The 14993-nt window shown below is 71.4% G+C and carries 17 protein-coding genes; 9 read left to right on the forward strand and 8 right to left on the reverse strand.

The genetic code is table 11. The annotated features are described in order from the left end of the window. Nucleotides 1–47 precede the first annotated feature (47 nt). Nucleotides 48–1253 carry an MFS transporter gene (locus ABZ470_RS07340; protein WP_362910581.1) on the reverse strand — a complete coding sequence of 402 codons (1206 nt, stop codon included), beginning with the start codon at nt 1251–1253 and terminating at the stop codon, nt 48–50. A gap of 186 nt (nt 1254–1439) precedes the next feature. Between ABZ470_RS07340 and panB the strand changes: the two genes are divergently transcribed. Beyond that, nucleotides 1440–2294 (forward strand): 3-methyl-2-oxobutanoate hydroxymethyltransferase, encoded by an 855-nt coding sequence (panB, locus tag ABZ470_RS07345; RefSeq protein WP_362910994.1) that lies wholly within the window; start codon nt 1440–1442, stop codon nt 2292–2294. Between the two features lie 63 nt (nt 2295–2357). On the opposite strand, the gene ABZ470_RS07350 is transcribed toward panB, so the two are convergent. Next, nucleotides 2358–3530 (reverse strand): aminotransferase class I/II-fold pyridoxal phosphate-dependent enzyme, encoded by a 1173-nt coding sequence (locus tag ABZ470_RS07350; RefSeq protein ID WP_362910583.1) that lies wholly within the window; start codon nt 3528–3530, stop codon nt 2358–2360. Between the two features lie 123 nt (nt 3531–3653). On the opposite strand from ABZ470_RS07350, the gene ABZ470_RS07355 reads away from it, so the two are divergent. Genes ABZ470_RS07355 through ABZ470_RS07370 form a run of 4 tightly spaced genes read left to right on the forward strand, consistent with a single transcriptional unit; the run spans nt 3654 to nt 7067 of the window. Further along, a complete protein-coding gene (locus ABZ470_RS07355) occupies nt 3654–4574 on the forward strand; it encodes an ABC transporter ATP-binding protein (RefSeq protein ID WP_362910585.1) in 921 nt (306 codons plus the stop codon). Beyond that, nucleotides 4571–5347, forward strand: coding sequence for an ABC transporter permease (locus ABZ470_RS07360; protein ID WP_362910587.1), 777 nt, complete (start codon nt 4571–4573; stop codon nt 5345–5347). Before ABZ470_RS07355 ends, ABZ470_RS07360 begins: the two co-directional genes overlap by 4 nt. 17 nt (nt 5348–5364) lie before the next feature. Next, the gene (locus ABZ470_RS07365; RefSeq protein ID WP_362910589.1) at nt 5365–6465 is read left to right on the forward strand and encodes a sensor histidine kinase; all 1101 of its coding nucleotides are present in this window, start codon (nt 5365–5367) and stop codon (nt 6463–6465) included. Continuing rightward, the gene (locus tag ABZ470_RS07370; RefSeq protein WP_362910591.1) at nt 6462–7067 is read left to right on the forward strand and encodes a response regulator transcription factor; all 606 of its coding nucleotides are present in this window, start codon (nt 6462–6464) and stop codon (nt 7065–7067) included. The genes ABZ470_RS07365 and ABZ470_RS07370 overlap by 4 nt, the downstream gene beginning before the upstream one ends. A 71-nt stretch (nt 7068–7138) precedes the next feature. Here ABZ470_RS07370 and npdG read toward each other — a convergent pair whose 3' ends face one another. Further along, entirely contained in the window at nt 7139–7804 is a 666-nt protein-coding gene (gene npdG, locus ABZ470_RS07375) for an NADPH-dependent F420 reductase (RefSeq protein ID WP_362910593.1), read from the reverse strand. A 119-nt stretch (nt 7805–7923) separates the two neighbouring features. Between npdG and ABZ470_RS07380 the strand changes: the two genes are divergently transcribed. After that, the gene (locus ABZ470_RS07380) at nt 7924–8505 is read left to right on the forward strand and encodes a hypothetical protein (RefSeq protein WP_362910595.1); all 582 of its coding nucleotides are present in this window, start codon (nt 7924–7926) and stop codon (nt 8503–8505) included. Here ABZ470_RS07380 and ABZ470_RS07385 read toward each other — a convergent pair. Beyond that, a complete protein-coding gene (locus ABZ470_RS07385; RefSeq protein WP_362910597.1) occupies nt 8477–9493 on the reverse strand; it encodes a LysR family transcriptional regulator in 1017 nt (338 codons plus the stop codon). The genes ABZ470_RS07380 and ABZ470_RS07385 overlap by 29 nt on opposite strands. 103 nt (nt 9494–9596) lie before the next feature. Between ABZ470_RS07385 and ABZ470_RS07390 the strand changes: the two genes are divergently transcribed. Further along, nucleotides 9597–9860 carry a hypothetical protein gene (locus tag ABZ470_RS07390; protein ID WP_362910599.1) on the forward strand — a complete coding sequence of 88 codons (264 nt, stop codon included), beginning with the start codon at nt 9597–9599 and terminating at the stop codon, nt 9858–9860. Next, nucleotides 9857–10519 carry a cyclase family protein gene (locus tag ABZ470_RS07395; protein WP_362910601.1) on the forward strand — a complete coding sequence of 221 codons (663 nt, stop codon included), beginning with the start codon at nt 9857–9859 and terminating at the stop codon, nt 10517–10519. Before ABZ470_RS07390 ends, ABZ470_RS07395 begins: the two co-directional genes overlap by 4 nt. 7 nt (nt 10520–10526) lie before the next feature. On the opposite strand, the gene ABZ470_RS07400 is transcribed toward ABZ470_RS07395, so the two are convergent. Next, complete coding sequence (locus tag ABZ470_RS07400) at nt 10527–10706, reverse strand: hypothetical protein (protein ID WP_352008773.1); 180 nt, start codon at nt 10704–10706, stop codon at nt 10527–10529. A 45-nt stretch (nt 10707–10751) separates the two neighbouring features. Here ABZ470_RS07400 and map point away from each other — a divergent pair, with 45 nt between their 5' ends. After that, nucleotides 10752–11600 (forward strand): type I methionyl aminopeptidase, encoded by an 849-nt coding sequence (map, locus tag ABZ470_RS07405; RefSeq protein WP_352008772.1) that lies wholly within the window; start codon nt 10752–10754, stop codon nt 11598–11600. A 32-nt stretch (nt 11601–11632) separates the two neighbouring features. Here map and ABZ470_RS07410 read toward each other — a convergent pair whose 3' ends face one another. From ABZ470_RS07410 to ABZ470_RS07420, 3 genes are all read right to left on the reverse strand, one after another. Beyond that, nucleotides 11633–12031 carry an ATP-binding protein gene (locus ABZ470_RS07410; RefSeq protein ID WP_362910603.1) on the reverse strand — a complete coding sequence of 133 codons (399 nt, stop codon included), beginning with the start codon at nt 12029–12031 and terminating at the stop codon, nt 11633–11635. Between the two features lie 263 nt (nt 12032–12294). Then, nucleotides 12295–14334 (reverse strand): cytochrome c oxidase assembly protein, encoded by a 2040-nt coding sequence (locus ABZ470_RS07415; RefSeq protein WP_362910605.1) that lies wholly within the window; start codon nt 14332–14334, stop codon nt 12295–12297. Next, nucleotides 14331–14924: a copper resistance CopC family protein gene (locus ABZ470_RS07420; RefSeq protein WP_362910607.1), complete on the reverse strand. Its 594-nt coding sequence runs from the start codon at nt 14922–14924 to the stop codon at nt 14331–14333. Before ABZ470_RS07420 ends, ABZ470_RS07415 begins: the two co-directional genes overlap by 4 nt. Nucleotides 14925–14993: the final 69 nt, after the last annotated feature.

Raw genomic sequence — 14993 nt, forward strand, 5'->3', positions numbered from 1 at the left:
GATACGCAACCGTTGCGTTTCGTATTTGCCGGATATTTCCGGCAGATTCACGCGGAAACCGGCACAGATTCCTCAACCTGGACACCGGTTCGTCGCCAGAACGGCAGGGCGAGCAGCACCATCGCCACCCCCACGAGGCCTGCCACGGCGAAGGCCCAGCCCGGCCCCCAGGAGTCGATGAGCGCCCCGCCCATCGGCGCCGACACGGCGCCGCCGATCAGCAGTGCCGTACCGTGCAGGCCCATCGCCTCACCGCGCGCCCCCGCGGGAACCCAGCGGCTCAAGGTATCGACCGTGGCCGACAATCCCGGCGCGCACAGCACCCCGGCCGGGACGAGCGCCACCATCAGCCAGCGCCAGTCGTCGCCGACCAGCCCGACGGGGATGGTGAGCGCGCCCATGGCGCCGATCAGCAGCAGCGGGGAGAAACCCCGCGGCAGGCCACCGTACACGAAGCCACCGAGCAACGAGTAAGCGCACCAGACACCGATCGCCAGGCCCGCCCAGGCGATGTCGCCCGACCGTTCCATGACCGCGACCAGCGAGAGCTCGGTCGTGGTGAGCACGAAGGTCGCGGCGCACACGGTGCCGAGCAGGCCCATGAAGGCCGGGGTCAGCCAGACGCGCTTGGACACCCGCTCCCCGGTCTTCGCGATCTCCCGCGCCTCCTCCGCCGAGCGGACGGGCGGGTTCAGCACGAACAGCGTCGCGCCTGCCCCGACAAGGCCGACCCCGACCACGCACATCGTCCACGTGCCGCCGACCAGAGTGACGCCGAGGACGCCGAGCGCGGGGCCCGTCATGTAGGAAACCTCGATGATCATCGAGTCGAGGGAGAAGCCGAGCCTGCGCTGCTCAAGCGGGACCATCGCCGCGATGCACTGCCTGATCACGCTGAACAGCGGCAGGCTGAGCAGCCCGGCCAGCGCCGTCGCGGCCAGCAGCGCGGGGAACGGCAGCGCCCAGGCCGTCGCCCAGAACGCCAGCTGCGCCAGCGAGGTCACCAGGACCACGGGCCGCAGCCCCCTGCGGTCGACGAACCGCCCCGCGAGCGGCGAGCCGACGGCCGTGCCGATCGCACTCGCCGTCGCGGTCAGCCCCGCCTGGATGAAATCGAGGCCGAGTTCGTTGAGCACGTGCAGGGTCAGGGTGATCCCGGTCGCGGTCGCCGGAATCCGGGCGACCATCCCCACCAGCAACAACGACCGCACACCGGGAACGGACAGCAGACGACGGTAAGGCTCCAATGCCATTTGATTGCTTACCTCCCCACGTATTGTGTCGTATGGCACTGACACGCTCCGCACCGGATTACGGTCGGGGCCGGGGGTGTTTATCAAGACGTCCGCGTGCAATCATCGGAAGCAGTCCGGGGACGTCACAGGGACGCCTCGAGACTTCACTGGAGGCTTTCCATGCCCTCTTCTGTGTCTTCGTCCATGCCCTCCTCCGCGCCCTCCACGGCCGGCCAGCCGACCGCCCTCTACGGCGGCAAGGCCGGGCGAAGGGTCACCGTCCGCGACATCGCCGCGGCCAAGGAACGGGGCGAGAGGTGGCCGATGGTCACCGCCTACGACGCCATGACGGCGAGGGTCTTCGACGAGGCAGGCATCCCGGTGCTGCTCGTCGGCGACTCGGCCGCCATGGTCGTCTACGGCCACGACTCCACGTTGCCGGTCTCGGTCGACGAGCTCCTCCCGCTCACCTCGGCCGTGGTGCGCGGCTCCTCCCGCGCGATGGTGGTCGCCGACCTGCCGTTCGGCTCCTACCAGGCCTCTCCCCAGCAGGCGCTGGAGACGGCCGCCCGCTTCATGAAGGAGGCCGGCGCCCACGCGATCAAGCTCGAAGGCGGGCGCCGGGTCCTCCCCCAGGTCGAGACCCTGGTCTCGGCGGGCATCCCGGTGATGGCCCACCTGGGCCTGACCCCGCAGTCGGTCAACGCCTTCGGCGGCTACCGGGTGCAGGGGCGCGGCCAGTCGGGTGACGAGCTGATGGCCGACGCCAAGGACCTGGAGTACGCCGGGGCCTTCGCCGTGGTCCTGGAGTGCGTCCCCGGCGACCTCGCCGAGCGGGTCACCGCCTCCCTGTCGATCCCGACGGTCGGCATCGGCGCCGGTCCCGCGACCGACGCCCAGGTCCTCGTCTGGCAGGACCTGATGGGGCTGACCCCCAACCCGCCGAAGTTCGTCAAGCGGTACGCCGACCTCGCGGGCGAGATGGACCGGGCGGTACGCGCCTTCGCCGACGAGGTGACCGGCGGCGCCTTCCCCACCGTCGAGCACAGCTACCGCTGACCCACCGCTGAACCACTGTGTACGGCCCGGTGTTCGCCGGGCCGTACACCCCTCAGCGGATTGTCATGAGAGCGCCTGGGAGAAGTCGTCCCACAGGTCTTCGATGTGCTCGATGCCGACCGCGACCCGGACCGTGCCCTCGCCGATCCCGTGCCGGGCCAGTTCCTCCGGCGTCAGCGACCGGTGCGAGGTGGTCGCCGGGTGCAGGACGAGAGTCTCGACGCCGCCGAGTGACGGGGCCAGCAGCGCCAGCCGTACCGAGCTCATGAACTTCTCACCCGCCGCCCGCCCGCCGACGAGGTCGAAGGAGAAGACCCCGCCGAAGTCGGGCAGCAGCTTCCTGGCCAGGGCGTGCGAGGGGTGGGAGGGCAGGCCGGGCCAGTGCACCGCGACGACCGCGGGGTGGTTGTCCAGGCGCAGGGCCAGCTCCCGGGTGTTGGCGCAGTGGCGTTCCATGCGCAGCGGCAGCGTCTGCATGCCGCGCAGGGTGAGCCAGGCGGCGAACGGGTCGGCGGTTGCGCCCAGTTCGACCGCGAAGTGCCACACCCTGCGGTACAGCTCCTCCGAGGCGAAGACCGCGACGCCGCCGAGCACGTCGGTGTGCCCGCTCAGGTACTTGGTCGTCGAGTGGACCACGATGTCGGCCCCGTGCTCGATCGGACGGCACAGCACCGGTGAGGCGAAGGTGTTGTCCACCACGGAGACCAGCCCCGCCTCACGGGCGGCGGCGCACATCCCCGGCAGGTCGGCCACCTGGGTCACCGGGTTGGCGATGGTCTCCAGATAGACCAGCCTGCTCTCCGGCCGTACGGCGGCGCGCAACGCCTGTGGGTCGTCCTCCGAGACGTAGGAGACCTCGATGCCGAAGCGCGAGGCCAGGTCGTTGAGCATCGCCGCGGTGCCGCCGTACAGGGGCTTCTGCGCGATCAGGTGGTCGCCGGGCTTGAGCAGCCCGAGCAGCACCGAGTTGATCGCCCCCATGCCCGAGGCGGTCGCGACCGCCCCGACGCCGCCTTCCAGCCCGGCGACGGCCTCCTCAAGGGAGCGGACGGTCGGGTTGGACAGCCTGCCGTACACGAAGGCCCCGTCGGGACGGTTCATCCCGTCGGAGAACACGGCCGGGTCCTCGAAGGAGAAGCCCGAGGTCTGGTAGATCGGCACGGCGATGGGGCGGCTGCCGTTCAGCGACGGCCTGGGCAGGTGGACGGTGCGCGTCTCCGGGCGAAGTTCAGTCATGTGTCAAGGATGTCCACCACGCCGTGGACCTAGTCGAGGAGGGTCCGAGGACTTTGCCCTGATGCGCCAGACATGTGAATTCCTCACTGCCGCGGCGGCAGCCGGAACCGCATGCTTTGAGCTGTGACAGCGATTCAGGTGGACGGGCTCAGGAAGAGCTACGGGGACTTCACGGCCGTCAGGGACGTCTCGTTCGAGGTGGCGCAGGGAGAGATCTTCGCCCTGCTCGGGCGCAACGGCGCCGGGAAGACCACCACGGTCGAGGTGCTGGCCGGGTTCCAGGAGGCCGACGAGGGCACGGTCCGGGTGCTCGGCCTCGACCCGGTCAAGGACCGGGTCAAGATGCGCCGCAGCAGCGGCATCATGCTCCAGGAGGCGGGGTTCTTCCCCGACCTGACCGTGGCGCAGACGGTGGACGCCTGGCGGGACTTCGTGGCCGCCCCGAGGCCCAGGGACGAGGCGCTCGGGCTGGCGGGGCTCGACGCGAAGGCGGGCACCAGGGTGCGCCAGCTCTCCGGCGGGGAGAAGCGCCGTCTCGACCTCGCTCTGGCCATTCTGAGCAGGCCGGACGTGCTCTTCCTCGACGAGCCGACCACCGGGATGGACCCGAGGGCCCGCCGCGACACCTGGGAGATCATCCTGGAGCTGGCCGGGCAGGGCACGACCATCCTGCTCACCACGCACTACCTGGAGGAGGCGCAGCGCCTGGCCTCCAGCATGGTGATCATGGACCGTGGGACGGTCGTCGCGGGCGGCGGGATGGCCGAGACCCTGGCCGCCCAGACGGGCCGGGTCGCCTTCGAGCTGCCCCCCTCGACCCGCCTGGAGGACCTGCCCGTCCCCGGCGCGACGGCGGAGGGCGACCTCGCCGTCTACCGCGTCCCCGACCCCGACCTCACCGCCCACACCCTGCTGAACTGGGCGGCCGGTCACGGCCTGCGCCTGCGCGGCTTTGAGGTCCGTACGGCGACGCTCGAAGACCTGTTCCTCGACCTCGCGACCGGCGAGAAGACCGACGAGACGAAGAAGAAGGAGGTGGTGTGACCGTGTCCGCACGCGACCTGGCGGTCGTCACCCGCTTCAACGGCCGCCTGTTCTGGCGGGACCGTACGGCGCTGAGCACGTCCGTGGCGTTGTTCCTCCTGCTCGGCACCGGGATGCCGCTGCTGATGGACCGGCTGGGGGCCGGCAGCCAGGAGCTCCTGGTCAACATGCACCTGGGGATGCTGACCACGGTCCTCGTCATCTCGACGTTCCAGCAGACCACGGTCACCCTGTGCGTCCGGCGCGACCAGCTCCTGCTCAAGCGCCTGCGGGCCACCGGCCTCAGCGACCGGGACATCCTCGGCGGGGAGATCGCCAACCTCGTCCTGCAGAGCACGGCGCTGACCGTGCTGGTCTCGGTCGCGCTGTACGGGCTGACGAGCCTGCCGGTGCCGCGTGATCCGCTGCTGTACCTGTTCGCCGTGGTCGCGGGCGCCCTCGTGCTGTGCCTGCTGGGCGCGGCCTTCACCGTGGCCGTGCCGCGCAGCGAGCTGGCCGCCCCGATGGCGATGCCGTTCTTCCTGCTGGCGGGACTCGGCGCGGGCGGCTTCGGCCCCATCATGCAGGTGCTGCCCGGCTGGGTGGGCACGGTCCTCGGCCTGTTGCCGACCGACGCCATCGTGGACATGGCCCGCACCGCCTACGCGGCGCACGGCAGCCTGGGCGGCGACCTGCGGGCGGCCGCCGTACCGACGCTGAAGCTGGCGGTCTGGGCGGCGATCGGGGCGCTCGTCATCGTCCGCAGGTTCCGCTGGGAGAGCAGGAAATCGTAGGTTGGTAGGTTCCTGACATGCGGATCACCCCTCAGCACGTGGCCGTGGGCACCGTCTACGTCATCGCCGTCGGCTTCACCCTGGTCATCTTCTCTCTGGTCACGACCCCCCTGGAGGCCGTGATCCTGACGGTGGCCGCCCTCGCCTTCCTGGTTCCGCATCACCTGGTGGTACGGCGGGCACTGCGGGGGCGGGAGCCGCGCGGCGTGCCGGTCGCCCTGATCGTCGAGATCGCCGTCACCTACGGGACGATCCCGGTGCTGTTCTCGCTCTCGCCCTTCCTCGGCTACAACTGGGCGTCGAGCATGCAGACGATCCTGGCCTCCGCGGTGCTCCTCAGACTGCGGCTCGGAGCGGCGATCCCCGTGATGGCCGTGATCGGGGTGATCGACCTGGGGATGGGGTTCGTCGTCTCCGGCGGCAGCGTGCCGCTCGCCCTGTACAACCTGGTCACCGTCGTCGTGACGAGCGGGGTGACCTACGGGGCGGTGCGGCTGGCCGTCGTCAGCGAGCAGCTCGCCAAGGCCAGGACGGAGCTGGCCGAGGCCGCGGTGCTGCGGGAACGGCTGCGGATCTCCCGTGACCTGCACGACGGCCTGGGCAGCAGCCTGACCGCCATCGCCCTCAAGGGCGACCTCGCCCACCGGCTCGTGGACGCCGACCCCGGGGCGGCCAAGACGGAGCTGGCCGAGCTGGCGGCCGTGGCCAGGGACGCCGCGCAGGAGGTGCGGCAGGTGGCCAGGGGATACCGGGAGATGTCACTGGCGCAGGAGGTCCACCGGGCGGTCGCGCTGCTTGAGGCCTCCGGCGTGAGCTGCCGGACCGACCTGGCCGAACTGGCGGTCCCCCGCCCGGTGGACGAGGCCCTCGCCTGGGCCGTGCGCGAGGGGGTCACCAACGTCGTACGGCACAGCCAGGCCACGACCTGCTCGATCAGCACCTCGGCGGACGAGGGCGCGGTGCGCCTTGAACTGGTCAACGACCGCGCCCGCAGAGGGGCCGGGCGCGGCAACGGGCTGACCGGCCTGCGGGAGCGGGCGGAGGGACTCGGCGGCTCGGTCAGCGCAGGCCGGACCGAGGGCGGCGGGTTCCGGCTCGCGATGGAGGTGCCCGCGTGATCAGGGTGCTGCTGGCCGAGGACATGCACATGATCAGGGCGGCGCTGGTCGCGCTGCTGCGGCTCGAACCGGACATCGAGGTGGTCGCCGAGGTCACCGGGGGCGACGAGATCATGCCCGCCGCGCTGCGGACCCGTCCTGACGTCGCGGTGCTGGACATCGAGCTTCCCGTCGTCGACGGCATCACCGCCTCCGTCGAGTTGCGGGAACGGCTGCCCGGCTGCCGGGTGCTCGTGCTCACCGCGATGGGTCAGCCGGGGCAGGTGCGCAGGGCGCTGGCCGAGGGCATCGAGGCGTTCCTGGTCAAGGACGCCCCCGGCGACCGGCTGGCGGACGCGATCCGCCGGACCGCCCAGGGCCTGCGGGTACTCGACCCCGAACTGGTCGCCACCGCCCTCGCCTACGGCGCCAGCCCGCTGACCCCGCGGGAGACGACCGTGCTGAGGGAGGCCGCGCTCGGCGCCCCCGCCGAGGAGATCGCCGCGAGGCTGCACCTGTCGGCGGGGACGGTCCGCAACTATCTGACCGGGGCGATCGCCAAGACCGGCGCCAGGAACAAGGTCGAGGCCATCAGGATCGCCCAGGACGTCGGCTGGATCTGAAGCCTGTTCGTGTGGATCTCCGCGGTCGCCCGGGGGCGCCCCGCGCGACAGGACCCGGCCGGTGACGAGACTCAGACGTCGGTGACGCGCAACCCGGCGTGGGCCTTGTAGCGGCGGTTGATCGAGATGAGGTTGGCGGTCAGCGCCTCGATCTGGTGCGCGTTGCGCAGGCGGCCGCCGTACACGCCGCGCACACCGTTGATCCGGGAGGCCAACGCCTGCACGGTGTCGGTCGCCTCGCGGTCGTCACCCAGGACGAGCACGTCCAGGTCGATCTCCTCGACCTCCGGGTCGAGCAGCAGGACGGCGGAGACGTGGTGGAAGGCGGCGACGACCCGGCTGTCGGGGAGCACGGCGGCGGCCTGCTGGGCGGCGCTGCCCTCCTCCACGGGCAGCGCGTAGGCCCCCTGCTTGTCGAAGCCGAGCGGGTTGACGCAGTCGACGACGATCTTCCCCGCCAGCTCGGCGCGCAGGGACTCAAGGGTGGAACGGTGGCCGTCCCAGGGGATGGCCACGATCACCACGTCGGCCTGGGCCGCCACGGTCGCGTTGTCCGCGCCGCTCACCTGGCCGCCGAGACCCGCCGCGGCCTCCTGGGCGCGGTCGGCGCTGCGCGAGCCGATCAGCACCGGATTGCCCGCCAGGGCGAACCGCCTGGCCAGTCCCTTGCCCTGGTCACCGGTGCCGCCAAGGATTCCGATGGAGATGCCGCTCACGTCTGGAAGATCGGTGCTCACTGGTCGCTCCCCGCTCACTGTCTGCCCTCACGGCAGCCCTGCCCGGCGTTGTCTGTCCAGATCATGCCAGGGTCGTGTTCCTCGGGCCGTACCGGGGCGACGGGGGGCACCATGGAGGGATGGACTCTCGGTCAGCGGAAATCCTACGTGAGATCCTTTCCTCCTCCGGCTGGGTCGAGCGCACCCGCGAGTTCGGTCTCACGCTGCGCGCGACGCGCTCACCCGGCGGACTGCTGGTCGTCGGCACGCCCGGCGAGGAGCCCTGGCACCTGGCCGCGCACCTGGGTGACGAGGCCAGGCTCGCCGGGCTTCCCCAGCTCGCTCCGACCCTGGTGCGCTGGGCCCCCGCCCCCGACGCCCCCGAGCACCTGCGTGTGGGGCTCGACCGGATCGAGCGGGCGAGGCGGGGCGAGACGCTGTTCGTCGTGGCCGAGGAGCGGGCCCCGGTGCCCCTGCTCGAACGGGTCAGCGACGCCCGGCGTGTCGGGGCGACCGTCCTGGCGCTCGACGGCGGCGACCCCGAGCTTGAGGGCCTCGCCCACGACGCGCTGGCCGTCACCGAGCGGGCACCGCTCTCCTTCGACGGCGCCCAGCACCTCATCAGCCTCGCCGCGGGTGAGACCGGGAGACGGCCCGGCCTGCGCGACAGGCTGGCCAGGTTGCTCGAACGGGTCAGCGGCCCCCGGGTCCCCTCCTACTGACCGCCTCTGCCTGTCCACCGTCCGTGCCCCAGGTGAAGCGCCGTCGTCGCGGCGTCCCGTAGCGCTTGCCGACCCGGGCGCCGAGAGCCTGCGCCGCCTCCCTGAGCGCGGCGATGACCACCGCCTGCACCGGTCCCGGCTCTCCCGAGCGGGCGCGGCTGATCCGGGTCACGACGCTGAGACTGCGGGCTCCCACGTTGGAGATGCCGGTCACCACGACCTCCCCCGCGGGGACCTCCAGCAGGGCCAGCGAGGGGACGATCGCCACCCCGTGCCCCGCCGCGACCATGGAGAGGGTGGGCGGGAACTCCTCGATGACGTGTGCCCTGCGCGGGGTGAACCCGTGCAGGGCCGCCAGCCGTTCGAGCGCCTGCCCGCAGGCCTGGTCGGCCGGTCCGGCGATCCACGGCATCCCGCCCAGGTCCGTGACGGCACGGGGGATCTCCGCCCAGCCGGGAGGCGCCACGATGCGGTACTCGTCCACGTAGAGCGGGTGCGAGACGAGCGCGGAGTGCGTGGGGACGGGCTCGTCGGCGTCCTGCTCGGTGATGGCCAGGTCGATCCCGCCGAGCCTGAGCTCCCGCAGGGCGGGCGCGCCGTACAGCTCGTGGACGCGGGGGGCGACCTGGGGGTGGCGCTCGGCGAGGGTGACCAGGGCGGGCAGCACCAGGTGCCGGATGACCGTGGGGAAGGCGGCGATCGAGACGGGACCGGCCAGCAGTTCGGTGAAGCGGGTCAGCTCCCGCCTGGCCTCGCTGAGCTCCTCCTCGATCCGCCCGGCGTATCCGGCCAGCACCCGGCCCGCCGGGGTGAGGGCGACCCGGCGCTGCGAACGGTCGATGAGCGCGAGACCGACCTCCCGTTCGAGCTGGGCGAGTTGCTGGGAGACCGCGGAGGCGGTCAGGTGCAGTGCCTCGGCCGCCCGCATGACGCCGCCGCGGACCGCCACCTCGTGGAGCACCAGCAGCCGCCGCGGATCGATTTCCATGCAGCTCAGCTTACGCTCCTGTTTAGAAGACTTTATTTGCGCTTCAACAAGGGAGGCCGGGACCATGGAGGCATGAGCACCCTCCCCACCGGGGCGTGATCCGGTGCCCCTCCTCGTCGACGTCCTCGGCTGGTCCGGCGCCGCCGTCATGCTGTACGGCTACGCCATGGTGTCCTCGTCCCGGATGGCCGGGGACGGCCTGCCGTACCAGGTGATCAACCTCGCCGGATCGGCCGCCCTGATGGTCAACGCGGCCTGGCACTCCGCGTGGCCCTCGGCGATCCTCAACGTCGTCTGGGCCGCGATCGGGCTGACCGCCGTGCTCAGAAACGCCCGGAACGACAGAAAGACGATGGGTCTCCCATGACACGGCTGATCGAGCTGAGCCACCGCATCACCGACGGCATGCTCACCTACCCGGGCGTCCCCGGACCCCGGCTCGGTGTGCACCTGAGCAGGGAGGCCTCACGCGAGGTCTACGCCCCGGGCACCGAGTTCCACATCGGCACCGTCGAGCTGGCCGCCAACACCGGCACCTACCTCGACACCCCCCACCACCGTTACCCGGACGGCCCCGACCTGTCGGGGGTGCCGCTGGAGGCGGTCGCCGACCTTCCCGGACTGGTCGTCAGGGCCGAGGGGGAACGGTCCGTCGGAGCCGACCGGTTCACCGGTCTTGAGGTGCGCGGCAGGGCCGTGCTCGTCCACACCGGCTGGGACCGGCACTTCGGCACCGAGGCCTACTTCCACGGCCACCCCTACCTCGAACCGGAGGCGGCGCGGTGGCTGCAGGAGCAGGGGGCGGCCCTCGTCGGGATCGACTCGCTGAACATCGACGACACCCCGCCGAGGGGCGAGCGCCCGGCTCACACGCTTCTGCTCGGCGCGGGCATCCCGATCGTCGAGCACATGACCGGCCTGTCCGCGCTTCCCGACACCGGGTTCCGCCTCCACGCCGCTCCCCCGATGGTCGTGGGCCTGGGCACCTTCCCGGTCCGCGCCTACGCCGTCGTCGAGGAGCGGTAGCGTCCGCTCAGTCGTCGTCCCAGGCCTTGTCCTGCGCGCGCCAGGACTCGTTGCGCTCGGCCGCGGTCTTCAGGGCGTTGGCCGCGGCCTCCCGGGTCTCGTAGGGACCCATGCGGTCCTTGTTCGGGCAACCCTCGTCGGGCTCGACCGCCATGTGCGTGAGACAGAACCACCATCGATCGCTCATACGATCAATCCTGCCCAGTGAGAACCGCAACTAGACTGGGGGACCATGACGACACTGCTCCAGCCCGGGCGGATCTCGCCCACCCGAAAGGTTCCCGCCCACATCGAACGGCCGGAGTACGTAGGGAAGAAATCCCCCAAGACCGGGGAGCCCGACGTCAAGACCCCCGAGATCATCGAGCGGATGCGGGTCGCGGGCAAGCTGGCCGCCCAGGCGCTCGAAGAGGTCGGCAGGCATGTGGCGCCCGGCGTCACGACCGACGAGCTCGACCGGATCGGCCACGAGTTCCTCTGCGACCACGGCGCCTACCCCAGCACTCTCGGCTACCGCGGCTACCCCAAGTCGCTGTGCACCTCGATCAACGAGGTGATCTGCCACGGCATCCCCGACGACACCGTGCTGCGCGACGGCGACATCGTCAACGTCGACATCACCGCGTTCATCGGCGGCGTGCACGGCGACACCGACGCGACCTTCCTGGTCGGCGAGGTCGACGAGGAGTCCCGGCTGCTGGTCGAGCGCACCCGCGAGGCGACCAACCGGGCCATCAAGGCCGTCGCCCCCGGACGCCAGCTCAACGTGGCGGGCCGTGTGATCGAGGCCTACGCCAAGCGGTTCGGCTACGGCGTGGTGCGCGACTTCACCGGGCACGGCATCGGCACGACCTTCCACTCCGGGCTGATCGTCCCGCACTACGACGACCCGTCGCTGGCGGTCACCCTCGAACCCGGCATGACGTTCACCATCGAGCCCATGCTGACGCTCGGCACGATCGACTACGAGATCTGGCCCGACGGGTGGACCGCGGTGACCCGGGACCGTAAGCGGACCGCCCAGTTCGAGCACACCATCCTGGTCACCGAGAGCGGCCACGAGATCCTCACGCTTCCCTGACGGCCGCGCCCGGCGTCTCCCGGGCGGCCCGCTCAGCGTCCCAGGCGTCCGATGGGAACGGTCCCGGTGACGGTGGTTCCCCCGCCCGGGACGCCCTTGACGCTGAGCGTCCCGCCGACGCCGGCGAAGTGCCCGCGCATGGCGGCGACCCCCCTGCCGACGGCGGAGCCGTACACTCCGGCCCCGTTGTCGCTGACCGTCATGCGCAGGCCCGACTGTCCCAGGGTCACCGCGACGGAGACGACATCGGCCCCGCTGTGCCGCAGGACGTTGGACAACGCCTCCTCAAGGGTGGCCAGGAGGGCGCCGGTGACCTCGGCCGGCACGTCGCGGGCGGGCAGCGCCCAGATCTCGACGGTGACGTCGTTGTCGCGCGCCCACCCGGTCAGGTGTTCCTCAAGGGCCCGGGCAAGGGTTCGGTCCGCGTGCATGCTCAGTTCCTTGGCCACTGCTCACCCCTTCCGCCGCGTACGGCGGTCACCGGCCTCCCTGTCGGACACGTGGACCCCCGTATGTGTCCGGGTACGGCGCGTGGCGATCGGTGTGCCGTCGCGGTGGTGCTGATCCCCGTTTTCTCCAGGTTACTTGCCGGAGCCGCCAATGGCCTTGGTGGACAGGATCACCTGACGTCCGGGCGACCGGACTCGGCCGCCGTGAGGCATATCGCGGAGCGGGCCGTGGAGACGGCCGCGGTTCACTGGGAGCTGTCGCGCTGGTTGAGCTTGGCCAGATAGTCGTTGTAGGCGTCGAGCTGCGCGTCGCCGGTGCCCCCGGTGCGGGCCGCGGCCGCGTCGGCCCTGCGGTCGGCTCTGCGGGCCTTGCGGTCGTCGTCGCGCCACCACTGGAAGGCCAGCGCGATCAGCACGATCAGCGTCGGGATCTCCCCGAAGCCCCAGGCGATGGCGCCGCCGGTCTGCTGGTCGGCCACCGAGGAGGCGCCCCACGTACGGCCGAGCTGGTCGTACCACTCGGCGGCGATGACCGTCCCCATGCTCATCAGCGCGATACCGAAGAACGCGTGGAACGGCATCGTGACGAACAGGACGATCAGCCGGGCCACGTGGGGCAGCGTGTGGGGTGAGGGATCGACCCCGATGATCACCCAGAAGAACAGGCAGCCGCTCAGCAGGAAGTGCGCCGTCATGGCCATGTGGCCGAGGTGCTCCTCCATCGCGGCGGTGAACAGCGGGGTGAAGTACAGCGCGTAGGTCGAGACCACGAAGATCGCGGTGGCGATCGCCGGATGGGTGACGAACCGGACGAACCTACTGTGCAGGATCGTGGTCAGCCACTCGCGGGGACCCCGGTCGCCCCTGCGGGCGGCGGGCTTGAGGGCACGCAGCGCCAGCGTGACGGGAGCCCCGAGGACGAGGAAGATCGGCACCAGCATGGCCAGCGTCATGTGCTCGGCCATGTGCGCGCTGAACAGCACCTTGGCGTAGCGGGCGACCCCGGTCTGGGTGGCCAGGACCAGGATCAGCAGGCCGACGAACCAGGCGGCCGTACGGCCCGCGGGCCAGTGGTCGCCGCGCCTGGACAGCCGTACGACCCCGGCCAGGTAGAAGCCGCCGAGCAGGGCGATCATGGTGCCGGTGAACAGGTCGAACCACCACAGCGACGCCAGGTTCGCCACCGAGATCTCCGGCGGCAGGGGGTAGCCGAGCAGGTCGACGACCGGGTCGGTCCGCAGGACCTCCTCGGGCGGGGCGGTGCGGGCGAGCACGACGGCCACGCCGACGGTCGCGAACATGATGAGCAGTTCGACGGAGGCGAACCGGGCGAACACCCTGGGCGTCCCCGCGGAGAGCTGCGGCAGCGTGTGCTTCCTGTGCCACCAGCCGAACACGCCGAGCACCGCGAACGCCGCGGTCTTGGCCAGCAGCATCAGGCCGTAGGCGGAGGTGAACAGCTCCTCGACCGAGGTGAGCCTGGCCACTGTGCTGAACAGGCCGGACAGGCCGACGGCGACGAAGCACCACAGTGCCAGCGTGGAGAAGCGCGTGGCCGCGGTCTCCAGGAGCGGCTGCCGCCGCAGCGCGTGCAAGCACAGCACCGCCAGGCCGCCGACCCACAGGGCCAGGGCGAGCAGGTGCGCGGCCACCCCGGTGGTCGCGAGGTCGTGGTTGGGGGCCGAGGAGGAGTGCCCGGTCAGCGCCGGGGGCAGCAGCGTGGCCATGGCCAGCACCAGCAGCCCTCCGCAGGCCCCCACGGTGATCGTCCCCCGGGCGAACAACGCGATCGCTATCGAGAACAGCACCACGAGGGTGAGCGCGATGCCCTGGGAGATCTGGCTGGCGTAGCTGGTCAGCTCGTCGCCGCCGAGCACGTCGGCGACGGGGACCCTGAGCGCCTCGGACAGGCTGAAGATCATCGTCGCGGCGGCCGAGGCCGCCCAGGCGAGCGCGAGCCACGAGGCGCCCTTGACGTAGGCGAGGGCCGGCTTGCCGAGCAGTCCCTTGTCGCTGGGCAGGAAGACCGTCGCGGCCAGCAGCACGCCGACGGTGAGCACCCCCGACACGTCCATCAGCATCTTCGACAGCGGCAGGCCCCAGCGGGTGAACGCGCCCTCGTCCGGCAGACCGGGGATGACGCGCGGGGTCGCGGCGCCTCCGGCGATCATGGCGATCACCAGTGCGACGACGGCGACAGCCGCGCTCGCGAGGGCGATCCTGACGACCTTCCCGTTGTCCGCCGTCTCCTCCACGGCGGGCACGGCCCGCTCCCGCCTGCTCATGACCGCCTCTTCCCGCGCAGGCTGAACATCAGCCCGATGCCGATTCCGACGAGACCGCCGACGACGATCCACACCCAGCCGGGGATGCCCCTCGAAGGCTCCTGCGCCGCCTGGGCGACGGGGGCGGCCTCCTGTGACGAAGGAGCGGCCTCGGCGGCCGGCGCGGCACTCGGCTCGGTGCCGGGGTCGGCGGCCGGGGCGCTCCGCGAGGGCGACGGATCACCGGAGCCGCTCAGCGTGAAGGGGATCTCCCCGTCGATCGGGTGCCCGTCCGAGGAGACCACCTGGTAGGCGATGACGTACTCCCCGGGCGGCAGGCCCGGCTTGAGCCGCTGGGTGACGACCGGCCCGTCGATGACGGGCTTGCCCTCCTGGTAGGCGGCGCCTTCCTTGGCGTGCACCACGACGATCGGGAAGTTGACCTTGGAGGTGAAGGTCAGCTCCACCCGGTCCAGGCCGTCCACCGTGGCGCCCTTGGCGGGGTCGCTGCTCTTCAGCGAGTCGTGCGCCAGGGCGGGTGAGGCGAGAGCCGTACCGAGGAGGAGAGCGGCCAGGAGCGTGAGGGCTGCCGCGGCAGGGGAAGTCTTCATGGCACCCCCAAGGCTACCGACGCCCTCATGCGGTCCCTACCTCCGTGTCTGCACGCGCCGGCGACCCGC

The sequence above is a fragment of the Streptosporangium sp. NPDC020072 genome (assembly GCF_040631445.1).
Lineage (GTDB): Bacteria > Actinomycetota > Actinomycetes > Streptosporangiales > Streptosporangiaceae > Streptosporangium.